Origin of the sequence: Limnohabitans sp. G3-2 (assembly GCF_002778275.1) — a bacterium.
Lineage (GTDB): Bacteria > Pseudomonadota > Gammaproteobacteria > Burkholderiales > Burkholderiaceae_C > Limnohabitans_A.
The window spans coordinates 163221-185217 of record NZ_NESG01000005.1 but is presented as its reverse complement, the minus strand read 5'-3'; the positions used below and the strand labels follow the sequence as shown (position 1 = coordinate 185217).

The window sequence follows — 21997 nt, the reverse complement described above, 5'->3', positions numbered from 1 at the left end:
CCATGAATGACCAAGCCCAGGACGACAGCACCCACACCATCAGCTGGGTCAGCTACATCCTTCACCTGATCGTGGCGGTGAGTGCCGTCATTCCCGGGGCGCAGATGGGTCCGGCCTTGCTGGTGGTGGCGCTCATCATCGATGCGGTCAAAAAAGGCGATGCCCAGGGCTGGGAGCGCACACATTTCAGCTACCGAATCCGCACCGTGATCTGGGCGGCCTTGCTCTACCTGGTGACGTTTCCTCTGTGGTTCTTCTTTGTCTTTCCCGGATGGTTGGCCTGGGTGACCATCTCCATCTGGTTTTTGTACCGCATCGTGCTGGGCATGGTGCGCCTGAACGGGCAGCGCCCGGTGACTGACTGACATTTTTTGAATTTGAAACCTATCGAGCCATGACCGACTCCCACTGTATTTTTTGCAAAATCATCGCGGGCCAGATCCCTTCGCGCAAAGTGCATGAAGACGAACACGTGTTCGCCTTCCACGACATCGCACCGTGGGCGCCCATTCACTTTTTGATCATCCCCAAGCTGCACATCCCGTCGATGATGCATTTGGCCCCTGAGCATGCCGCCTTGATGGGCCACATGATGACCCTGGCCCCCAAGCTGGCCCTGCAGGAGGGCTGTAACCCTTACCCGGATGGCGGTTTCCGCATCGTGGTCAACAACGGGACCGAAGGCGGTCAAGAGGTTCACCACCTGCACATGCACGTCATGGGCGGTCCACGCCCCTGGTTGCGGGGTTGAGCGCGGGTCTTTTCCTTTCAAATCCTTCCTTCCTCAGGGACGATCCGATGGCGGATGTCGATCCCCTTAGAATCCTTGCATTAACAGGAGAGTTTCATGGGTACTTTTTCCATTTGGCACTGGTTGATCGTTTTGTTGATCGTGGTCATGGTGTTCGGCACCAAAAAGCTCAAAAACATGGGCTCTGACCTCGGTGGTGCTGTCAAAGGTTTCAAAGACGGCATGAAAGACGGCGGCGCCAAGCCCGAAGAGAGTGCTGCGCCCGTGGCCGGTCAGGTGACCGCTTCGACGCCCGCCCAAGCCGACAAGACCACCATCGACGTTGAAGCCAAGACCAAGTCTTGAACTTTTGAACGATTGAACGCTGCACTGTGCTGGATTTAAGTTTTTCGAAAATGGCCCTCATCGGTGTGGTGGCGTTGATCGTCATCGGCCCCGAAAAGTTGCCCAAGGTCGCCCGAACCCTCGGTGCCTTGATCGGCAAAGCGCAGCGTTACGTGTCGGATGTCAAAGCTGAGGTCAACCGTTCCATGGACCTCGAAGAACTCAAAAAGATGAAAGAGACCATGGAGACGGCGGCTCGCGATGTCGAGCAAACCGTTCAAACCACGGCTTCTGACTTTGAAAAAGACTGGGCTGACACCACGGCTGGCTTGAACAGCGATTTGCCCGCCATCGAGCCGCCCCCGCCTTACTATGTGCGCCCAGACAAAAACTGGCGTTTGAAGCGTGGCGCCATGCCCCAGTGGTACAAAGCCCGCTCAGGTGTGCGCACCAAAGCGCTTTCGGGTGCCGCACGCGTGGCCCGTTATCGGCCCAAGCCCCTCAATTCTCATTGACGCTGGCGCACCTTGGGTGCTCACTGTCCAACCGACCCCGCCATGTCCGATACCCCCTCCCAGCCCGACGACGAACTCAAAGGTTCTGAGCAACCGTTCGTGGCGCACCTGATCGAGTTGCGCGACCGCTTGGTGCGGGCCGTGATCGCCGTGGCTGTGGCCGCAGCGGTATTGGCCATCTTCCCGGGGCCTGGCAACTTGTACGACATTTTGGCGGCGCCCTTGGTGGTGCATTTGCCCAAAGGCGCCACTTTGATCGCCACGTCGGTCATCTCGCCTTTCATGGTGCCCCTGAAGATATTGCTGATGAGCGCGTTCCTCATCGCTTTGCCTGTGGTGTTGTACCAAGTCTGGGCCTTCATTGCCCCAGGGCTCTACAGCCACGAGAAAAAGTTGGTCATGCCTTTGGTGGTGTCCAGCACCTTGCTGTTTTTCATTGGGGTGGCGTTTTGTTACTTCTTTGTGTTTGGCCAAGTGTTCAGCTTCATTCAAAGCTTTGCGCCCAAAAGCATCACGGCGGCGCCTGATATCGAGGCTTATTTGAGCTTCGTGTTGTCCATGTTCCTGGCCTTTGGTTTGGCATTTGAAGTGCCCGTGGCGGTCGTGGTGTTGGCCCGCATGGGCGTGGTCAGCGTGCAAAAGCTCAAGGACTTTCGGGGCTACTTTGTGGTGCTGGCCTTTGTGATCGCTGCCGTGGTCACCCCTCCCGATGTGGTGTCGCAACTGGCGCTGGCCATTCCCATGTGCCTGCTGTACGAGTTGGGCATTTGGGCCGCGCAGATCTTCATCAAGCACACCCAAGCGCCGCAAGAGCCCGACGCGGCGGCCTGAGCGCTCAGAATTCGGTTGAAAAAAGAGGCCTGCTGGCCTCTTTTTTGCGTGTGCAATTCGGTCGCCGCGTTCGGGCGTGAATCACCTGCGCTGTTTGTTGACGGCAGGGCGCTCAGCGGGGGTCAAGCGAAGGTTGACCTCGCCTTGGCGACGCCAAATGTTCAGCTCTGCGGGGGTGCCAGGCTTCAAGCTGGCCACTTGGGTCAACAACTCGGCCACATTGCGCACAGGTTGCCCCGCCACCTTGACGATCACATCCCCTGGGCGGATGCCCGCACTGGCTGCCGGGCCATTTTTCAGGACCCCCGTGATGACCACGCCCGAGGGCAGGCCTTGCCCTGCTGCCGGCAGTTGAAAGGTTTGGGCCAATTCGGCAGACAGCTCTTGGGGCTCCACCCCAATCCAGCCCCGAATCACTTTGCCGTTTTGCAGCAAGTCTTGCATGACCTGCTGGGCCGTCGAGATGGGAATGGCAAAACCAATGCCCATGTTGCCACCCGAGCGGGAGTAGATGGCGGTGTTGATGCCCATCAAATGGCCGTTCACGTCGATCAAGGCACCGCCCGAGTTGCCCGGGTTGATGGCGGCATCGGTCTGGATGAAATTTTCAAAGGTGTTGATGCCCAGTTGGCTTCGGCCCAAGGCGCTGACAATGCCCGAAGTCACGGTTTGGCCGACGCCGAATGGATTGCCAATGGCCAACACGACATCACCCACCTGCAAATTTTGGGTTTGCCCCAAAACAATCACGGGCAGTTTGTCGAGTGTGATTTTCAACAGGGCCAAGTCGGTTTCGGGATCGGTGCCGATGACTTTGGCGACGGCTTTGCGCCCATCGGCCAGCACCACTTCGATGTCGTCCGCATCTTCAATGACGTGGTTGTTGGTCAAGATGTGGCCTTCTGGGCTCACAATGACCCCGCTGCCCAGTCCTGCCGGATTTTGTTCGTCTTGCTCCCCCTGAAAGAAGCGGAACCAAGGGTCCTGGCTTTGGGGGCGGCTGCTGTTCGATTTGCTGGTGTTGATGCTGACCACAGCGGGAGAAGCTTGGCGGGCTGGCGCACTCAGGCTGCCTGCCGGGCGATTCAGGTCAGACCCCACCGGGGCTTGCAGCAAGGTCATGCCATCGGCCGAGCGTTTGGCACTGCGCAGCCATTCAGGCTGCAAAGTGGCCACCACGAACCAGATGGCGACCAACACGGTGACCCACTGCGAAAATAAAAGCCAATAACGTTTCATAGAAGCGATTGTGCTTGATTCGAGCCCGTCCAACATGAAACGGCCTGCGCCACAATAGCCAGACCAGACAGAAAGCTTTCGCCAATGACCGACGCCAAAATACTGGGCCAAGCCTTTGATGCTTTGCTCCAGCCAGAGAAGTTCCGTGATTACGGCCCCAACGGCTTGCAAGTGGAGGGTGAGCGCGACATCCAGTTGTTGGTCAGCGGAGTCACCGCCAGCCGTGCCTTGATTGAAGCGGCCATTGCTGCAAAAGCCGACGCCATCGTGGTCCATCATGGTTTGTTTTGGCGCGGCCAAGATGGGCGCGTGACAGGCTGGATGCGCGAGCGGCTGCGCTTGTTGCTGGCGCACGGCATGCACCTGTTCGCTTACCACTTGCCGCTGGACGCCCACCCCGAACTGGGCAACAACGCCCAACTGGCGCGGGTGCTGGGCTTGCAAGCCGATGGCCGCTTTGGCGAGCAAGAACTGGGCTTCGTGGGTGCTGGCGCACAAGCATGGTCAGATCCGCAGGCTTTGGCCAAGCATGTGGCGGCGCAGTTGGGCCGATCGGTGACCTGTGTGGGCGGCGGTGATCGTCCTGTTCGGCGTGTGGCGTGGTGCACGGGTGGGGCGCAAAGTTATTTTGAGGTGGCGATTGCCCAAGGCGTGGATGCGTTCATCACGGGTGAAATTTCGGAGCCTCAAGCCCATTTGGCGCGAGAAACGGGGGTGGCCTTTTTGGCCTGTGGCCACCATGCCACCGAGCGCTATGGCGCGCCCGCATTGGCCGCCCATGTGGCGCAAAACCTCGGTTTGCAGCACCTTTTCATCGAGATCGATAACCCGGCCTGAAGTCCCAGCGGCCGCCTGTTGAAACCCCACCGAATGAGCTCAACATCTTTTTTGCCAACGCCCCTGATGAGCCGGCCCATCGCCATCACGCCGGGTGATCCTTGCGGCATTGGCCCTGAAATCGTGGCCCGCGCTTGGTGCCAAGCGCCTGAGATGACGCAAGGCTGTTTTGTGGCGGGGGATGTCGGCTTGATGCGCCGAGCGATGGCTTTGGTGCAAACGCTCCCCGCTTACCCTGTGTGTGAAATTGAGACCCCTGCAGACGCTTTGCATGTGCCTGCGCGGTGCTTGCCTGTGTTGCAGGTGGTGCCTGTGGCCCCTGCGCTGCCATGGGGGCGCGTCGACGCCCGTGCGGGTCAATTGGCCGGTGATGCGGTGCTGTGGGCCACCCGGGCTGCATTGCGCGGTGATGTGGCGGCCTTGGTCACAGCCCCCTTGCACAAAGAGGCCTTGCATGCCGCAGGCGCGCCGTACAACCAATACCCGGGTCACACCGAGTTGCTGCAGGCCGAGTCGGCGCTGCACATGGGGGTGCCGCTGGATCAGATGCCCGTGCGCATGATGCTGGCCAACGACGAGTTGCGCACCGTGTTGGTGAGCATCCATGTGTCCTTGCGCCAAGCGCTGGAGGCGATCACCTCAGCGCGTGTTTTGCAAACGCTGCGCATCACCGACGCTGCATTGACGCCAGTTTTGGGTCGCAGGCCGCGCATGGCGGTGGCGGGCGTGAACCCGCACGCGGGCGAAGGCGGTTTGTTTGGGCGCGAGGAAATCGACATCTTGCAGCCCTGCTTGGCCATGGCCCAGCAAGAAGGTTTGGATGTGCACGGCCCCTATGCGCCCGACACGGTGTTCATGCGGGCGCGCCAACAAGCCGACGGTCGCCGTGAATTCGATGTGGTGATCGCCATGTACCACGACCAAGGACTGATCCCTGTCAAATACTTGGGCGTGGAACAAGGGGTCAATGTGACGCTGGGGCTGCCCTTGATCCGAACCAGTCCGGACCATGGCACTGCCATGGATGTGGCGGGCCAAGGCATCGCGAATGCCAGCAGCCTGATTCAGGCCATTCGCATGGCCCGGCACATGATCGGCGGCATGGTTTTGTAGTTCTAAATCATCTAATTTTTTTCGAAATGACCGTTATTTCACCGTCAGATGAAAACGGCGCGGCCGATTTTGAGGCAACACAGGCAAGGCAGGGGTCTTGTAAGACGCTTGTCTGTTTCACTCCGCTACAATCGCGGGTTGACCCTGATAACGACTCGCTAGAGGATTCCCATGAGTGACACCCCAGTCGACAGCAGCAAGCGGACCTGGCTGATTGCCTCCACTTGCGCAGGTGCCGTAGGCGCTGGCTTTGTGGCCACCCCCTTCGTCAGCAGTTTCCAACCCTCCGAACGAGCCAAAGCGGCTGGTGCGGCCGTCGAGGTGGATATTTCCGCTTTGAACCCGGGTGAGAAATTGACCGTCGAATGGCGCGGCAAACCCGTTTGGATCATGAAGCGCTCGCCAGAGCAGCTCGAATCCCTCAAGAAAATTGAAGGGCAGTTGGCCGATCCGGCATCTGACCGCACGGCTTACCCCACCCCCGAATACGCCAAGAACGGTCACCGTTCGATCAAGCCAGAAATCATGGTGGCTGTGGGTATTTGCACCCATTTGGGATGCTCGCCAGGCGACAAGTTCGCCACCGGTGCCCAGCCGTCTTTGCCCGATGATTGGGCAGGTGGTTTCTTGTGCGCCTGCCACGGCTCGACTTTCGATTTGGCCGGTCGTGTGTTCAAGAACAAGCCAGCACCGGACAACCTCGAAGTGCCGCCTCACATGTACCTGTCGGACACCAAGTTGATCATTGGTGAAGACAAAAAGGCCTGATGGAGAACAACATGGCTGAATTCAAAGAAATCTCTCCGAACGCCCCTGCTGGCGAAAAGCTGCTCAACTGGGTGGACAACCGCTTCCCGGCGTCCAAGCTCTACAAAGAGCACCTGTCCGAGTACTACGCACCTAAAAACTTCAACTTCTGGTATTTCTTCGGCTCGCTGGCTTTGCTGGTGCTGGTGATCCAGATCGTGACGGGTATTTTCCTGGTCATGCACTACAAGCCCGATGCGGCTTTGGCTTTTGCTTCGGTTGAGTACATCATGCGCGATGTGCCTTGGGGCTGGTTGATTCGCTACATGCACTCCACAGGCGCATCCGCGTTTTTTGTGGTGGTCTACCTGCACATGTTCCGTGGCCTGATTTATGGCAGCTACCGCAAGCCGCGTGAGTTGGTCTGGATCTTTGGTTGCGCGATTTTCCTGTGCTTGATGGCCGAAGCTTTCATGGGCTATTTGTTGCCATGGGGCCAGATGTCCTACTGGGGTGCCCAGGTGATCGTGAACTTGTTCTCGGCCATTCCTTTCATTGGCCCTGATTTGGCTTTGTTGATCCGCGGCGACTTCGTGGTGGGCGACGCCACCTTGAACCGCTTCTTCAGCTTCCACGTCATTGCGGTGCCTTTGGTGCTGTTGGGCTTGGTGGTGGCGCACATCATCGCCTTGCACGAAGTGGGCTCCAACAACCCAGATGGCGTTGAAATCAAGGGTCCCAATGCACCCAAGGACGCCAATGGCCATCCTTTGGACGGCATTCCTTTCCACCCTTACTACTCGGTGCATGACATCATGGGTGTGAGTGTCTTCTTGATGGTCTTCACCGCGATCGTGTTCTTCGCACCGGAGCTGGGTGGCTACTTCCTCGAGTACAACAACTTCATCCCAGCCGATCCGCTGACCACGCCTTTGCACATTGCGCCCGTTTGGTATTTCACGCCCTTCTATTCGATGTTGCGTGCCATCACCAGCGAGATGATGTACGCCTTGATCGCTTGCGTGGTGATCGGTGCTGTGCTGGCTGTGGCCAAAGGCAAGCTGCCCACATTGCTCAAAGGCGCTGTGGTGGGTGCTGCTGTGGTGATCTCTGCCCTGATGCTGGCCATCGATGCCAAGTTCTGGGGTGTGGTGGTCATGGGTGGCGCGGTGGTGATCTTGTTCTTCTTGCCATGGCTCGACAACAGCCCCGTCAAGTCGATCCGCTACCGTCCTGATTGGCACAAGTACTTGTACGCTGTGTTCGTCATCAACTTCCTGATCTTGGGCTATTTGGGCGTTCAGCCACCTTCACCCATCGGTGAGCGTGTCTCCCAAGTCGGTTCACTGTTTTATTTCGGCTTCTTCCTGTTGATGCCTTGGTGGAGCAAGCTGGGCACGCCCAAGCCCGTTCCTGACCGCGTGACCTTCACGCCTCACTGAGATCACGGAGATTCAAGAACATGAAAAACATCAAGAAACTCGCTTTGGGCTTTGTGATGGCCCTCGGTCTGATGGCCGGCGCTCACGCCGCTGGCGGCGGCATCGCTTGGGACAAAGCACCGAAGAAAACCAACGATTTGGCCGCTTTGCAAAACGGCGCCAAGTTGTTTGTCAACTACTGTTTGAACTGCCACTCTGCAGCTTTCATGCGCTACAACCGCCTGAAAGACATTGGCTTGACCGATCAGCAAATCAAGGACAACTTGTTGTTTGCCACCGACCGCGTCGGTGACAACATGAAGGTGGCCATGGACCCCGTCCTGGCCAAGGACTGGTTCGGCAAGAACCCACCTGATTTGACCTTGATGGCGCGTTCGCGTTCAGGCCACGGTGGCACAGGTGCAGACTACCTCTACACCTATTTGCGCACGTACTACCGCGACTCGACCAAACCCACGGGTTGGAACAACTTGGCCATGCCCAACGTCGGTATGCCCAACCCACTGTGGGAACTTCAAGGTGAGCGCGAGCCGGTTTTCACTGAAAAAGAAGAGCACGGCCATACGGTCCAAATCTTCTCTGGCTGGAAGCAAGTCAAGCCCGGCACCATGACGCCTTTGCAATACGACCAAGCGATCGGTGATCTGGTGGGCTACATGCAGTGGATGGCAGAGCCTGCTCAAAACACCCGTGTTCGCATCGGTGTCTGGGTCCTGATTTTCTTGACCTTCTTCTCCTTTATCGCTTGGCGTTTGAATGCGGCGTTCTGGAAAGACATCAAGTAATTGATCTTTCACCCGGCCATTTCATCGGTCGGGTCTTTTGGAGTGGCAGGCCTTGGGGCCTTCCACTCTTTTTGATTTTTTGAGGAGCCTCCGCCATGATGGTGCTTTATTCCGGAACCACTTGCCCTTTTTCCCACCGTTGCCGTTTTGTGCTGTTTGAAAAGGGCATGGACTTCGAGATCCGTGACGTTGACCTCTACAACAAGCCCGAAGACATCAATGTCATGAACCCTTACGGCCAAGTGCCGATTTTGGTGGAACGTGACCTGATCTTGTACGAGTCGAACATCATCAACGAGTACATCGACGAGCGTTTCCCTCACCCTCAACTCATGCCCGGCGACCCTGTGGACCGTGCCCGCGTGCGCCTGTTCTTGCTCAACTTCGAAAAAGAGCTGTTCGCCCATGTCTTGACCTTGGAAAACCGCACACTCAAAGGCAATGACAAGGCTCTGGAGAAAGCGCGCGCGCACATCCGTGACCGTTTGACGCAATTGGCCCCCGTGTTTTTGAAAAACAAGTTCATGTTGGGTGACAACTTCTCGATGCTCGACGTGGCCATTGCGCCGCTGTTGTGGCGTTTGGATTACTACGGCATTGAGCTGAGCAAAAATGCGGCGCCTTTGCTCAAATACGCTGAGCGCATCTTTTCGCGCCCCGCTTATATTGAAGCATTGACCCCCTCCGAGAAGGTCATGCGCAAGTAAGTTCTGCTGGAGCCGACGATGATCAGTGCCACCGAATTGCCATCCACGCGCCCGTATTTGATCCGGGCTTTGTACGATTGGTGCTCCGAGAACGGTTTCACACCTTATGTGGCCGTCAAGGTCGACGCCTCCGTTCAAGTGCCCCGTGAGTATGTGCAAGGTGGCGAGATTGTGTTGAATGTCAGCATGGACGCCACCAGCTCACTCAAGCTGGGCAATGACTTCATTGAGTTCAAAGCCCGCTTCGGTGGCAAGCCCCGTGACATCATGGTGCCGATCCACCGCGTGATGGCCATTTATGCCCGTGAGAACGGGCAAGGCATGGCCTTTCCTGTCAGTGATGACGAGACCCCCGGGGCCACCTTGACTGCGGTGCAGCCCCACGCCGCCGAGGCGCTGCCCGACGATGAGCCAACGCCACCGAGCACTTCGTCTTCTCGTCCCGCCTTGAAACGCATCAAATAAAAAATTGACAGCATGGGGCACGGAAAAGGCCCCAGAGCACGTTAGAATTCAGCCCGTGCCGCTTTAGCTCAGTTGGTAGAGCACCCGCCTTGTAAGCGGTAGGTCGTCAGTTCGAATCCGACAAGCGGCACCAAATTTAAAAGGCCCTGATCAATGATCGGGGCCTTTTTCTTTGGGCTCAAAAAAGCAAGCGCAACAGCGGAAAGTCAGCCCTGGCGGTTTTGAACCTTGATGCGAATGGCGGTCACGGGCAAACCATTTTGTGACAAATGCGCTTGCAATGCCGGCAACAGTTGGCGAAGTTTGGCGGCCACAGCGTTGGAGCTGACCAACAAGCACCAGCTGCCCTCGTCCATCGGGCCGGCCTGGACACTGGCGCGCAAGGGGGCTGGCAGCAGGCTGCGAATGGCCTGCAGACGGTCGCTGGACGCCCGGATCAATTCCGACAAACGTGCAAACGCAGGCGACTCTTGCGCCGCTTGCTGCAGGGGAATGGCTTGATGGCGTCTTTGCATGTCCAAAAGGTTAACACCGCTTGGGCCGCCCGTGCAGGACCGCGGGGCAACGGCCCCGCAAAACACATCGCCCAGCGGCTAAAATCAGGGGATTCGACGGGTGCGCTTCGATGGTGCCTGTTCATGGGCGTGGGGGATTGGGTCCCGCAGGTCCTGTAACACTTGAAACCTTAACTAGACAGGATTGACGGTCTGTTTCTCAACCTTGGGTTTGAGAGAGGATCTCGTAGACATGGCCATCCCTTTCCTCACCAAAATTTTCGGCAGCCGCAACGACCGCCTGCTCAAGCAATACCGCAAAACGGTGGAGCGCATCAACGCACTCGAGGCTGGACTGGAATCGCTCAGTGACGATGCCTTGCGGGCCAAAACCCAGAACTTTCGCGATCGATTTGCCGCTGGCGAAACCCTGGATGCGCTGTTGCCAGAAGCCTTCGCCGTGGTGCGAGAGGGTTCCAAGCGCGTGATGAAAATGCGCCACTTCGACGTCCAAATGTCGGGCGGCATCGCCCTGCACAACGGCAAAGTGGCGGAGATGCGAACAGGTGAAGGCAAAACGCTGACCTCCACATTGCCCGCCTACCTCAATGCTTTGGCGGGCAAAGGTGTGCACGTGGTCACCGTGAACGATTACCTGGCCAGCCGTGATGCGCGTTGGATGGGCAAGTTGTTCAACTTCCTGGGCTTGTCGGTGGGCATCAACTTGGCCCAAATGTCGCGTGAAGAAAAGCAAGCGGCTTACAACTCGGACATCACCTACGGCACCAACAACGAGTACGGTTTTGATTACCTGCGCGACAACATGGTGTACGAAGCCCATGACCGCGTGCAGCGCCCGCTGAACTACGCCATCGTCGACGAGGTGGACTCGATCCTGATCGACGAGGCACGCACGCCCTTGATCATCAGCGGCCAGGCTGAAGACCACACCGCCACGTACCTCTCGATGAAGCAGGTGGTGCCATTGCTCACCCGCCAAGAAGGTGAAGCCGATCCCCGCACGGGCGAGGGCGTGATCACCCCCGGTGACTTCACACTGGACGAAAAAGCCCACCAGATTTTCTTGACCGAGCAAGGCCATGAAAAAGCCGAAGGCCTGTTGGCCCAGTTGGGCATGATTCCAGAGGGCGCGAGCCTGTACGACCCGGCCAACATCACCTTGATGCACCACCTGAACGCGGCCTTGCGTGCGCAGCACCTGTACCACCGCGACCAACACTATGTGGTGCAAGACGGTGAAATTGTCATCGTCGACGAGTTCACGGGCCGCTTGATGACCGGTCGCCGCTGGAGCGATGGCTTGCACCAGGCCGTGGAGGCCAAAGAGGGCGTGGACATCCAGGCTGAAAACCAGACCTTGGCCTCCATCACCTTCCAAAACTATTTCCGCCTCTACAACAAGATCGGTGGCATGACCGGCACGGCGGACACCGAGGCTTATGAGTTTCAGGAAATTTACGGCCTGGAGACCGTGGTCATTCCGCCGCACCGCAAGAGCCAGCGCGAAGACCAGCTGGACCGCGTTTACAAGACCTCGCAAGAACGTTACACGGCCGCGATTGCGGACATTCGTGAATGCCATGAACGCGGGCAACCTGTGTTGGTGGGCACCACGTCGATCGAGAACTCCGAGTTGATCGCACAGTTGCTGACGCAAGAGAAACTGCCGCACCAGGTGCTCAACGCCAAACAACATGCCCGTGAGGCGGACATTGTGGCCCAAGCCGGCCGTCCTGGCATGATCACCATTGCCACCAACATGGCTGGCCGCGGGACCGACATCGTCTTGGGTGGCAACATCGAAAAAGACATCCAGGCGGTGGAGGCCGACGAGGCCCTGTCTGAAGAGGCGCGTCAAGCCCGTGTGAACGAATTGCGCGAGCAATGGAAAGCCGTGCACGAGCAGGTCAAGGCCTTGGGCGGTCTGCGCATCATCGCCACCGAGCGCCACGAATCACGCCGCATCGACAACCAGTTGCGTGGCCGTTCGGGCCGCCAGGGTGACCCAGGTTCTTCGCGCTTTTATCTGAGCCTGGACGATCCACTGATGCGGATTTTTGCGGGTGACCGTGTGCGCTCCATCATGGACCGACTGAAAATGCCCGAAGGCGAAGCCATCGAAGCGGGCATTGTCACGCGCAGCATCGAAAGCGCCCAGCGCAAGGTGGAGTCCCGTAACTTCGACATCCGCAAGCAATTGCTGGAATACGACGATGTCTCCAACGACCAGCGCAAGGTGATTTACCAACAGCGCAACGACATCCTGGACGCGCAAGATCTGAACGGTCAAATCGCCTCCTTGCGCGAAGGCTGTTTCAGCGATCTGGTGCGCCAATACGTGCCCGCCGAAACGGTGGAAGAGCAGTGGGACTTGGCCAGTTTGGAAAAGGCTTTGGCCGAAGAATGGCAGTTGACATTGGACCTGCGCGGCAAGGTCCAAGCCTCCAACGCCATCACCGACGAGGACATCCTCGAAGCCGTGGTGGGCGCAGCCAATGCCCATTTCCAAGCCAAACTGGACAGCGTGGGCGCGGACAATTTCACATCGTTTGAGCGCATGATTTTGTTGCAAAGCATCGACACGCATTGGCGTGAACACCTCAGTTCGCTCGACTACCTGCGCCAAGGCATCCACCTGCGCGGTTATGCCCAAAAGCAGCCCAAGCAAGAATACAAGCGCGAAGCGTTTGAGTTGTTTGGCCAATTGCTCGACGCTGTCAAAAACGAAGTCACCCGCACCTTGATGACAGTGCGCATCGACTCGGGTGAACAGATCGAGCAAGCGGCCCAGGCCATCGAAGAGCGCGCCGAGCACATCAGCCATGTGACCTACAGTGCACCGGACGAGTCCGGTGAGCCACAAACTGTGGCGGCTGATTTGGCAGGTTTGCAAGAAGCTTTTGGCCAAGTCGGTCGCAATGACCCTTGCCCTTGCGGCAGTGGCAAGAAGTTCAAGCACTGCCACGGCAAACTCGCCTGAATGGGCAGCGCGGATGAAACGGGCTTCGGCCCGTTTTGTTTGTGTGCCACCCGAAACGTTTTTTTCAAAGGACCGCCATGCCTGTGAACTTGCCCCCATTGGATCCCGCCCAACTCAGCCCCATTGCGGGCGTTCGCATCGGTGTTGCCGAAGCGGGTGTTCGCAAAGCCAACCGCAAAGACCTCACGGTGTTTTTGCTGGACGAAGGCACCAGCGTCGCGGGGGTGTTCACACGCAACCGTTTTTGCGCCGCGCCTGTCCAAGTTTGCCGTGAGCACTTGGTTGCAGGAAGTGCCGTGCGTGCACTGGTCATCAACACGGGCAATGCCAACGCAGGCACCGGTGCGCCAGGCTTGGCCCATGCGCGGCAAACCTGCGAGGCGATGGCCCGTTTGCTGCAATGCACGCCCGCACAAGTGCTGCCGTTTTCCACGGGCGTGATCATGGAGCCGCTGCCCGTGGAGCGCATCGTGGCGGGCATGCCTGCTGCGCTGGCCAACGCGCAAGCCGCCCACTGGGCGCAAGCTGCCGAAGGCATCATGACCACCGACACCGTGCCCAAAGCGGCGAGCGTGCAAGTTCAAGTGGGTGGCAAAACGGTCAGCATCACCGGCATCAGCAAGGGCGCAGGCATGATCCGCCCCAACATGGCCACCATGCTGGGCTTTGTCGCCACCGACGCGTGCATCGATCCGGCTTTGCTGCCGGCTTTGGCCAAACATTTGGCCGATGGTTCGTTCAACCGCATCACCATCGACGGTGACACCTCGACCAACGACGCCTTCATGCTGATCGCCACGCACAAGGCTGGCCACACGCCCATCACCGCGCTGGACAGCGCCGATGGGCAGGCGCTGCTCAAGGGTTTGATGCAAGTGGCCCGCCAGTTGGCGCACGCCATCGTGCGCGATGGCGAGGGCGCCACCAAGTTCATCACGGTGCAGGTCGACGGCGGCCGCTCGGGCGAGGAATGCCGTCTCGTGGCCTATGCCATTGCGCATTCGCCCTTGGTCAAAACCGCTTTCTTCGCCAGCGACCCCAACCTGGGCCGCATTTTGGCGGCGGTGGGTTACGCCGGCATTGAAGACCTGGACCAGAGCCTGATCGAGTTGCACCTGGACGATGTGCATGTGGTCTCGCAAGGCGGCCGCCTGGCCGAGTACCGCGAAGAAGATGGTCAGCGCGTCATGAAGGGCAGCGAGATCACCGTGCGCGTGGGTCTGGGCCGGGGCGCCGCCAGCGACACCGTGTGGACCTGCGACCTGAGCCACGACTACGTCACCATCAACGCGGATTACCGTTCATGAACGCCTCTTCCAATGCCGCCCTGGATCAGTTGCTGGCCAAAGTCAGCCAATTGGTCGACCGCATCGAGTCGGTCTTGCCCCAACCCCTGTCGGCACCCGACTGGGCGCAGGCCATTGCCTGGCGCTACCGCAAGCGCTCATCGGGTCACGGCGTGCTCGAGCCGGTGCGCCATGTGGCGGCCATGACGCTGGACGACCTCCAGGAAATCGACGACCAAAAGGAAAAACTGCAACGCAACACCGAGCAGTTTGTGCAGGGCCGCCCGGCCAACAACGTGTTGCTCACGGGCGCACGCGGCACGGGCAAGTCCTCGCTCATCAAGGCGTGCCTGAACACCTATGCGCCCCAAGGCCTGCGCCTGATTGAGGTGGACAAAGAGGACCTGACCGACCTGCCCGACATCATCGACGTGGTGGCGGGCCGCCCCGAAAAATTCGTGGTCTATTGCGACGACCTGAGCTTTGAAGACGGAGAGCCGGGCTACAAGGCGCTCAAGTCGATTCTGGACGGTACGGTGGCGGCCTCGACCCCCAATGTGCTGGTGTACGCCACCAGCAACCGCCGCCATTTGCTGCCCGAGTACATGAGCGAGAACCTCACCTACAAGCACACCGACGACGGCGAGGTGCACCCAGGTGAAGGCGTGGAAGAAAAAATCTCCCTGTCCGAGCGCTTTGGCCTGTGGATCAGTTTCTACCCCTTCTCGCAAGACGAGTACCTGACCATTGTCGGGCAGTGGCTCAGCGCTTTGGGCGCCACGCCTGCACAAATCGACGCCGCCCGCCCCGATGCTTTGCTCTGGGCTTTGGAGCGCGGTTCGCGCAGCGGCCGTGTGGCTTACCAGTTTGCGCGGGACATGATGGGCCGCCAAGCGAACCCCGCATGAGTACCGGCCTGCTGGTCGCCGATGGCGAGCGCGCCCGCGAAGACCTGAGCGCAGGCCAGGCCGAGCGTGCCGTGGTGGATGTGGCGGTGGGGGTGTTGCTGCAAGCCGATGGCCATTTTTTGCTGACCTCGCGCCCCGAAGGCAAGGTCTATGCAGGCTACTGGGAGTTCCCGGGCGGCAAGCTCGAAGCGGGCGAGTCGGTGGAGCAAGCGCTGCGCCGCGAGCTGCAAGAAGAGCTGGGCATCACCATCGGTGCCGCGCAGATTTGGAAAACCCAGATGGTCGATTACCCGCACGCCTTGGTGCGGCTGCATTTTTGCAAAGTGTGGGACTGGCAGGGCGAGCTGCAAATGCGCGAGGCGCAATCACACGCTTGGCAGCGGCTCCCGGTGGTCGTGACGCCGGTGCTGCCGGGCACCGTGCCCGTGCTCGCTTGGCTGGCCCAAGAGCGTCAGTTCACGGACGCCACGCACGCTTGAAACCCCTCGGCTTGCGGGCTGCTCACTGCAAGCGCGGATCGCCAAAGGGCTCGTCGGGCGGGGTGTCGTCGGGCAGTTTGAATTCTTCGCTGGCCCAGGCTCCCAAGTCCACCCCCTTGCAGCGGGCGCTGCAAAAAGGTCGGTAGGGATTGTGGGGGCTGTACAGGCTGGTGCCTGCGCAGGCAGGGCAGCGCACCTTTCGCGGGGCGAAGTCTTGGGGCTGGTTCGAGTCGCTCATGCGCACAAAGACATCTCAAACGGCACATCTTCGGTGGTGGCCACCAATTTGCCATCGCTTTGCTGGCGCAGCATGCGGATCACCACCAGCAAGCGGTTACAGCTGATTTCTGGGGTGATGCCCAGCGCGGGGTCAATTTTGAGCCGCAGCAGCTGAAAGGTGCGCCCTTGCGGCAGGTTTTGCTGCAATTGACCGGCGGTGGCCATGACCTTCTGGCTCGCGCCAGACTCGCGCAGCATTTTCAGCAGCAACTGAACGGCTTGTGCCAAGGGGCCAAAGGGTGCGACCCATTGCGACAGGTCTTGGGCGCGGCTGGCGGCATCGTGGTGTTGCCACGCGTGGTAGGCGGGCAGGTCAAACTCGCAAGTGCCGCCCGGGATCACGGCGCGGCTGCGCAAGGCCATCAGGAAATCGTTGTCGTTCAGGCTTTGGCCGATTTTTCCGCTGATTTGGTTCAGCGCTTCAAAGTGCTCGTCGAGTTGGGCGATCAGGCCATCCAAGGCTTTTTCCGAGATGGCCGGGTTGCCACGGTAGCCGTTGTACAGCTGTTTTTGGCGTTCCAGGTCTTTGAGCACATCGGATTTGAGTTCCGAGCGCGAAGCCACTTCGATGATTTCGAACAAAGTGGTCAGCGCAAAGTGGTGGTCCAAGGCCTCGTAGCGGCCCATCAATTGGCCCAGGCGGTTGAACAGCTGTTGCAAGCGCAGGTAAGTGCGGATGCGTTCGTTAAAAGGGTATTCGTACAGTATCACGCGGCGTCTTCCAGTGCCGCCATCATAGCCCGAAGTCAGCGGCCACTTGAGCCACTTTGGACGCTAATTGGGACAGACTCAGGCCTTGATTGAGGATCACCAGATCGGCGCAAGCCAGGCGCTGCGCACGGGAGGCTTGCAAGGCGATGATCCGGTCAATTTCCTCGGCAGCCAAGCCACTGCGCGCCGAGACCCGCTGCCGCTGGGTCTGGGCATCGCAGTCCACCACGATCACCCGGTCCACCTGTTTGCGCCAGCGTTCGCCCGATTCGACCAGCAAAGGCACATCGAACACCAACACCCGATGACCACTTTGCACCGCGGCTTGCGCTTGCTCTGCGGTGATCTGGGCCACCAAGGGGTGGATGATGGCTTCCAGCTTTTGTTTGGCTTGCGGGTCTTGAAACACCACTTCCCGCATGGCCTGTCGGTCCATGGCGCCTTGGGCATCGATCAGTTGAGGACCAAAAGTGTGTGCAATCGCGGCCATGGCGCGTCCGCCCGGCGCGGTCAGGCTGCGCGAAATCGCGTCAGCATCGATCACTGCGGCCCCTTGGGCCGCCAGCATGCTGGCCACGGTGCTTTTGCCGCTGCCGATGCCGCCCGTGAGGCCCAAGCGCCAGATGTGTGGAGTCTTCATGCGTTAAACCTGAAAGTGAGGCAGGGGGCCCCAAACCATGATCCACAGGCCTGCCAAAGCCAAAAAGGGACCAAAGGGCATTTGAGCGTCTTGCGGCAGGCGCTGGCGCAGGCGTAGCCACAGGCCACAGGCCACACCTGTCAGGGAGGCGATCAACACCACAGACAAAAGGGCGGGCCAGCCCAGCCAAGCGCCCAAAGCCGCCAGCAGTTTGAAGTCGCCTTGGCCCATGCCTTCTTTGCCCGTGATGAGTTTGAAGAGCCAATACACCGACCATAAAAACAAGTAGCCCAGCACCGCGCCCCAGAGCGCGGTGCTCAGGCCCACTTGGCTGAGCCCCAAGCTGGCCGCCAGCAAGCCGGCCCACACCAAAGGTTGGGTGATGACGTCCGGCAACAAGTGGGTGTCGGCATCAATGGCCGCCAAGGCGATCAAGGCCGCACCCCAACCAGCCCAGGCCAGGGCTTGGGCGCTCAGGCCAAAGTGGGCAAAACTCCAGCTGAACACGGCGGCACACAAGATCTCCACCGCTGGGTAACGCCACCCAATCGGGGCGTGGCATTGTTGGCAGCGGCCTTTGAGCCACAAATAGCTGACCACGGGCAGGTTCTCGAGCCACGACAGTGCATGGCCGCAGTGTGGGCAATGCGAGTGGGGGACCGCGATGTTGTAGCGTTGTGGCGGTGAGGCCTGCGCTGTTTCGGGGCTGGGGGCCTGCGCCGCCACTTCGGCGGCCCATTGCGCGGCCATCATGCGGGGCAGGCGGTGAATCACCACGTTCAAAAAGCTGCCGATGGCCAAGCCCAGCAGGACCACCAAGGTCCAGGTCAAGAGGTCCAGGTTCATGTCAAAAGACCTGACCCAAGCGAAAAATGGGCAAATACATGGCCACAAGAATACCGCCAATCAGACCGCCCAGCACCACGATGATCAAAGGCTCCAGTAAACTCGACAAACCATGGACCCGATCGTCGAGTTCGGTTTCCATCAAAGCGCCGGCGCGCGCCAACAAAGGGTCCATGGCGCCCGTCTCTTCTCCCGTCGCGCAAAGCTGCACGACCATGCTGGAAAAGCGCCCGCTTTGGGCCATGCCCTCGCTCAGGCGGCTGCCTTGCGTCACTTGCCGTTGCAGCTGCCAAGTCAAGCGCTCATAAATGGCTTGATCGCAGGCCTGCGCCACAGGCCCCAAGGCTTCGGCCAAGGGCACACCCGCTGCCAGCAAAGCCGACAAAGTCTGGGCCCAACGCGCCACCACGGCCGTCTCCAACAGCCTGCCGATGACTGGCAGTTTGAGCAGCCAGCGGTCTCGCCAAAGCCGCACAGGGCTGGCGCTTGCTTTAGTTTGGGCCTGCGCAGAGCCCCACCCCATCAGCCCAAGCAACACGAGCACGAGCACCCATGGCCCTGTTGCACTCACCCCACCGCTCAGCGCGACCACCATTTGGGTGGGCCAGGGCAATTCGGCCCCGAATGACTTGAACACATCCTCAAAGACCGGCACCACCCACACCAAAATCAGCACCAAGACCGCGATGGCCACGCCCAGCACGGCCGTGGGGTACATCAATGCCGAGCGCACCCGCGAGCGCAGTGCTTCGTTTTTCTCCAGTGTCAGCGCCAGGCGCTCCATCATGGTGTCCAAAATGCCGGCCGACTCGCCCGCGTGGACCATGCTGATGTAAAGCCCGGAAAACGGCTCAGGGTGCAGCGCCAAAGCGTCGTGCAAGGCCATCCCCGAGGCCACGTCGTTGTGCACCTGCGCCATCACCTCGCTCAGGGCCAAAGAGGGCAGGCTGCGCGACAACATGTCCAGCGACTGCAGCAAGGGCACGCCCGCCCGAAGCAAGGCGGCGAGTTGCCGGGTCATGAGCGCCAAGTCTTGGGGCCTCACCCGGGGCATGCGGTCCCACCAAAGCCGTTGCAGCCGCAATGCCCGCAGGCCCTGCCTGCGCAATTGGGCCCGTGCCAGTCCAGCGCTGGGGGCCTTGAGGCGGCCTTGTCTGGGGCGGCCCTGAGCGTCTTGCCCTTGCCAAGCGAAAGAGCGGGGCGCGCTCATGCGTCGTGCCGGGTGTTGGCCAAGACTTCGTCCAGCGAGGTCAGGCCTTGGCGCACTTTGCGCAGACCCGCCAGGCGCAGGGTGCTCACCCCTTCGCGGTGGGCCTGATCGGTCAGTGCTTGGCTGCCCGCCTCTTGCAGAATCAGACGCTGCAGCTCGGCGCTGATGGGCATGACCTGGAAAATGCCGGTGCGTCCGGCGAAGCCTTTGTGGCAGTGCGCACAACCGACAGGCTGGAAGACTTCGACCGTCGGCCCGCTCAGCCACGGGGCGGGCCAGCCGGCTTTCAGGCAGACATCGGCCGGCAAATGCGCGGGCACTTTGCACCGTGGGCACAGGCAGCGCACCAAGCGCTGGGCCGTGATCAGGGTCACACTGGCGGCAATGTTGTAAGGCGCTGTGCCCATGTTGCGCAAACGCACCAAGGTGCTGGGGGCGTCATTGGTGTGCAGGGTCGACAGCACCAGATGCCCTGTTTGAGAGGCCTGGATGGCGATGTTGGCCGTTTCCAGGTCGCGCACTTCGCCCACCATCAAGATGTCCGGGTCTTGCCTCAAAAAAGCCCGCAAGGCGATGGCAAAGGTCAGCCCGGGTTTGTCTTGCACATTCACCTGGTTGATGCCTTGGAGCTGGATTTCGCAGGGGTCTTCGACCGTGGCGATGTTCACTTCGGCCGTGTTGAGCCGACTCAGGCAGGCGTACAGCGACTGCGTTTTGCCCGAGCCCGTCGGCCCGGTCACCAGCACCATGCCGTGCGGACGGTGGATCGCCTCCTCCAGCCGGGCGAGGTCTTCGGCTTCGTAGCCCAGTTGGGTCAAGTCGAGTTGGGCTTGCGCGGTATCGAGCACCCGGATCACCAGCTTTTCGCCGAACAAAGTGGGCAAGGTGCTCACCCGCAAGTCCAGTGGGCGCCCATTTCCCAAAACCAATTTCATGCGGCCGTCTTGCGGCAAGCGCTTTTCGGCAATGTCCAGCCGTGACAACACCTTGATGCGCGAGGCCAAACGGTCTTTCAGCGCGGCAGGGGGAGCGGCCATTTCTCGCAACTCGCCATCGATGCGAAAGCGCAAGCGGTATTGGTGTTCGTAAGGCTCAAAGTGAAGGTCAGAGGCTTTGAGTTCGACCGCCTGCTCCAGCAGCTGCTGCACCCACTGCACGACCGGGGCATCGTCCACGGCGGGCACGGGTGTTCGGTGGTTGGGTTTGTCCTGCATGGCACCCCCTTGAGCTATTTTGTTTGCATGGAGGTGGGCATCATGGTCCCAGTTTTTGCTTTTGTAAATCGCGAGGCGGTGGGTGCGCTGAAGCACCGGGTAAAGCCAACTAAGATGGATGATCTGATCAAAACTTTTTGAGGTTTTTTCAGTTTTCTAGATTGAGACTTCGCATGAAATTCACGGGACTCCTTGCACTGCTGTTCTGCCTCCCGGTTTGGGCTGACCACTACAGCCCGATCACGGTTTGGCAAACCGTGCCATTCATCAAAGGCCAAGACCTGTGCCAGTTTCAAGACGCCTACGGCAGCAGCGCGCAAGAGAGCCAGAAAAAGTTGAGCCAACAGCTCGTCACTTTGCTCAATGCCGGTGCAGACCCCGCCCAGTTGATCGATTTGATCAGCGCACTGGACCGCTACACCCAGCAAAACCGTGAGCGCGCCAGTGCCGGCAAAGGCATGGACACGCTGCTGGAAGGCAGTCTCAAAGCCGCTTTGGACGCGCAGTACACCAAGCTGCAGCCACGCAACCGCAACATCACTTTCTTCAACCCGGCCCCGATTTTTGCTTTGGCCCGTGACTTGCGTGAAGAAAAACGCCAAGGCTATTTGGACGCCAGCATGTTGGGCAAGCTCAACGCCATGGCCTGGGGCACCTATTCCTATGCGCCTTCTTGCAAGGGCGATGTGGTGGTGACGCTGCACATTCAGGTCTCGTCAGGCCGAACCTACAACTACCAAGCCATTGGCCGCCCCGAGCTGGTCATGCGGGCCATCAGCACCCAACTGTTTGCCGAGTTCCAGCACACCCAGTTCCCATCCAAAGTCCAGATCGGCCAACGAACCTTGGAGTTGGTCGGTGCGCCCGGCGTGCCCATCAGTGAAACCCGCAGTGCAGAAGCCGCAGAGCGGACCTGCAAAGGGATTCAGGCCCGTTTGCCCACAGCTGAGGAGTATGAGTTCATGTCCAATTTGGGGGACTGGAACCAAGGCATTCGCACCGTGGGTCGCGTTTGGGCCTTGGCCAACAAGATGGTGCTGGCGCCAGAGTTGCCCAACCCCTCACCCGTCCGCACGGAAAGCGAAGTCCGTGCCCGCGAGCTGTATTACTACTGCGTTCGGTGACCGGTCTGCACGGGCCTGGATTTTCGGGCTCGTCTGAGCCCCAGCGGCT

General features: G+C 59.7%; 24 protein-coding genes, 1 tRNA gene and 1 pseudogene. 18 read left to right on the top strand and 8 right to left on the bottom strand.

Annotated elements, in window-relative coordinates; all coding sequences use genetic code 11:
- Window positions 1–2 precede the first annotated feature (2 nt).
- The 5 genes from B9Z31_RS09445 (at window position 3) to tatC (ending at window position 2421) form a co-directional block, all read left to right on the top strand.
- Window positions 3–365, top strand: a complete 363-nt coding sequence (locus B9Z31_RS09445; RefSeq protein WP_100119311.1) for a hypothetical protein — start codon at window positions 3–5, stop codon at window positions 363–365.
- Window positions 366–394: 29 nt separating this feature from the next.
- Window positions 395–751 carry a histidine triad nucleotide-binding protein gene (locus tag B9Z31_RS09440; RefSeq protein WP_100119310.1) on the top strand — a complete coding sequence of 119 codons (357 nt, stop codon included), beginning with the start codon at window positions 395–397 and terminating at the stop codon, window positions 749–751.
- 96 nt (window positions 752–847) lie between these two features.
- Window positions 848–1096: a Sec-independent protein translocase subunit TatA gene (gene tatA, locus B9Z31_RS09435; protein WP_100119309.1), complete on the top strand. Its 249-nt coding sequence runs from the start codon at window positions 848–850 to the stop codon at window positions 1094–1096.
- Window positions 1097–1122: 26 nt separating this feature from the next.
- Complete coding sequence (gene tatB / locus B9Z31_RS09430) at window positions 1123–1590, top strand: Sec-independent protein translocase protein TatB (RefSeq protein ID WP_100119308.1); 468 nt, start codon at window positions 1123–1125, stop codon at window positions 1588–1590.
- Window positions 1591–1632: 42 nt separating this feature from the next.
- Window positions 1633–2421, top strand: coding sequence for a twin-arginine translocase subunit TatC (tatC, locus tag B9Z31_RS09425; protein ID WP_100119307.1), 789 nt, complete (start codon window positions 1633–1635; stop codon window positions 2419–2421).
- An 81-nt stretch (window positions 2422–2502) separates the two neighbouring features.
- Here the strand turns inward: tatC and B9Z31_RS09420 are convergent, their stop codons facing one another.
- The gene (locus B9Z31_RS09420) at window positions 2503–3660 is read right to left on the bottom strand and encodes a S1C family serine protease (protein WP_100119306.1); all 1158 of its coding nucleotides are present in this window, start codon (window positions 3658–3660) and stop codon (window positions 2503–2505) included.
- An 84-nt stretch (window positions 3661–3744) separates the two neighbouring features.
- Between B9Z31_RS09420 and B9Z31_RS09415 the strand changes: the two genes are divergently transcribed.
- The 8 genes from B9Z31_RS09415 to B9Z31_RS09380 all read left to right on the top strand — a co-directional run bounded on the left by B9Z31_RS09415 (window position 3745) and on the right by B9Z31_RS09380 (window position 9889).
- Entirely contained in the window at window positions 3745–4497 is a 753-nt protein-coding gene (locus B9Z31_RS09415; protein ID WP_100119305.1) for a Nif3-like dinuclear metal center hexameric protein, read from the top strand.
- Window positions 4498–4563: 66 nt separating this feature from the next.
- Window positions 4564–5610 (top strand): 4-hydroxythreonine-4-phosphate dehydrogenase PdxA, encoded by a 1047-nt coding sequence (gene pdxA / locus B9Z31_RS09410; RefSeq protein ID WP_199174472.1) that lies wholly within the window; start codon window positions 4564–4566, stop codon window positions 5608–5610.
- Window positions 5611–5781: 171 nt separating this feature from the next.
- Complete coding sequence (gene petA, locus B9Z31_RS09405; protein WP_100119304.1) at window positions 5782–6378, top strand: ubiquinol-cytochrome c reductase iron-sulfur subunit; 597 nt, start codon at window positions 5782–5784, stop codon at window positions 6376–6378.
- 11 nt (window positions 6379–6389) lie between these two features.
- The gene (locus B9Z31_RS09400; RefSeq protein WP_199174471.1) at window positions 6390–7799 is read left to right on the top strand and encodes a cytochrome bc complex cytochrome b subunit; all 1410 of its coding nucleotides are present in this window, start codon (window positions 6390–6392) and stop codon (window positions 7797–7799) included.
- 29 nt (window positions 7800–7828) lie between these two features.
- Window positions 7829–8584, top strand: coding sequence for a cytochrome c1 (locus tag B9Z31_RS09395; protein ID WP_100119478.1), 756 nt, complete (start codon window positions 7829–7831; stop codon window positions 8582–8584).
- Window positions 8585–8679: 95 nt separating this feature from the next.
- The gene (locus B9Z31_RS09390; RefSeq protein ID WP_100119302.1) at window positions 8680–9291 is read left to right on the top strand and encodes a glutathione S-transferase N-terminal domain-containing protein; all 612 of its coding nucleotides are present in this window, start codon (window positions 8680–8682) and stop codon (window positions 9289–9291) included.
- An 18-nt stretch (window positions 9292–9309) separates the two neighbouring features.
- On the top strand, window positions 9310–9756 hold the full coding sequence (locus B9Z31_RS09385; protein WP_100119301.1) for a ClpXP protease specificity-enhancing factor: 447 nt from the start codon (window positions 9310–9312) through the stop codon (window positions 9754–9756).
- Window positions 9757–9813: 57 nt separating this feature from the next.
- Window positions 9814–9889: transfer RNA gene (locus B9Z31_RS09380), tRNA-Thr, on the top strand.
- Between the two features lie 73 nt (window positions 9890–9962).
- Here B9Z31_RS09380 and B9Z31_RS09375 read toward each other — a convergent pair.
- Window positions 9963–10271 carry a DciA family protein gene (locus B9Z31_RS09375; RefSeq protein WP_100119300.1) on the bottom strand — a complete coding sequence of 103 codons (309 nt, stop codon included), beginning with the start codon at window positions 10269–10271 and terminating at the stop codon, window positions 9963–9965.
- 232 nt (window positions 10272–10503) lie between these two features.
- On the opposite strand from B9Z31_RS09375, the gene secA reads away from it, so the two are divergent.
- The 4 genes from secA (at window position 10504) to B9Z31_RS09355 (ending at window position 15924) form a co-directional block, all read left to right on the top strand.
- Window positions 10504–13251 carry a preprotein translocase subunit SecA gene (gene secA, locus B9Z31_RS09370; RefSeq protein WP_100119299.1) on the top strand — a complete coding sequence of 916 codons (2748 nt, stop codon included), beginning with the start codon at window positions 10504–10506 and terminating at the stop codon, window positions 13249–13251.
- Window positions 13252–13328: 77 nt separating this feature from the next.
- Complete coding sequence (gene argJ, locus B9Z31_RS09365) at window positions 13329–14558, top strand: bifunctional glutamate N-acetyltransferase/amino-acid acetyltransferase ArgJ (RefSeq protein WP_100119298.1); 1230 nt, start codon at window positions 13329–13331, stop codon at window positions 14556–14558.
- Window positions 14555–15445 (top strand): ATP-binding protein, encoded by an 891-nt coding sequence (locus B9Z31_RS09360; protein ID WP_100119297.1) that lies wholly within the window; start codon window positions 14555–14557, stop codon window positions 15443–15445. Before argJ ends, B9Z31_RS09360 begins: the two co-directional genes overlap by 4 nt.
- Complete coding sequence (locus B9Z31_RS09355) at window positions 15442–15924, top strand: NUDIX domain-containing protein (RefSeq protein WP_100119296.1); 483 nt, start codon at window positions 15442–15444, stop codon at window positions 15922–15924. The genes B9Z31_RS09360 and B9Z31_RS09355 overlap by 4 nt, the downstream gene beginning before the upstream one ends.
- A 22-nt stretch (window positions 15925–15946) precedes the next feature.
- Here B9Z31_RS09355 and B9Z31_RS09350 read toward each other — a convergent pair whose 3' ends face one another.
- From B9Z31_RS09350 to B9Z31_RS09325, 6 genes and pseudogenes are all read right to left on the bottom strand, one after another.
- Window positions 15947–16162 (bottom strand): DNA gyrase inhibitor YacG, encoded by a 216-nt coding sequence (locus B9Z31_RS09350; RefSeq protein WP_100119295.1) that lies wholly within the window; start codon window positions 16160–16162, stop codon window positions 15947–15949.
- The gene (zapD, locus tag B9Z31_RS09345) at window positions 16159–16914 is read right to left on the bottom strand and encodes a cell division protein ZapD (protein WP_100119294.1); all 756 of its coding nucleotides are present in this window, start codon (window positions 16912–16914) and stop codon (window positions 16159–16161) included. Before zapD ends, B9Z31_RS09350 begins: the two co-directional genes overlap by 4 nt.
- A gap of 22 nt (window positions 16915–16936) precedes the next feature.
- On the bottom strand, window positions 16937–17554 hold the full coding sequence (gene coaE, locus B9Z31_RS09340) for a dephospho-CoA kinase (protein WP_100119293.1): 618 nt from the start codon (window positions 17552–17554) through the stop codon (window positions 16937–16939).
- Between the two features lie 3 nt (window positions 17555–17557).
- Window positions 17558–18400 carry an A24 family peptidase gene (locus tag B9Z31_RS09335; RefSeq protein WP_100119292.1) on the bottom strand — a complete coding sequence of 281 codons (843 nt, stop codon included), beginning with the start codon at window positions 18398–18400 and terminating at the stop codon, window positions 17558–17560.
- A 1-nt stretch (window position 18401) separates the two neighbouring features.
- Window positions 18402–19610, bottom strand: coding sequence for a type II secretion system F family protein (locus tag B9Z31_RS09330; protein ID WP_100119291.1), 1209 nt, complete (start codon window positions 19608–19610; stop codon window positions 18402–18404).
- Window positions 19607–20785 (bottom strand): annotated as a pseudogene (locus B9Z31_RS09325) (GspE/PulE family protein); the annotation flags it as partial. The gene B9Z31_RS09330 and the pseudogene B9Z31_RS09325, both read right to left, overlap by 4 nt.
- Window positions 20786–20997: 212 nt before the next feature.
- Between B9Z31_RS09325 and B9Z31_RS09320 the strand changes: the two are divergent.
- Window positions 20998–21948 (top strand): hypothetical protein, encoded by a 951-nt coding sequence (locus B9Z31_RS09320; RefSeq protein WP_100119290.1) that lies wholly within the window; start codon window positions 20998–21000, stop codon window positions 21946–21948.
- The last annotated feature ends 49 nt before the right edge of the window (window positions 21949–21997 follow it).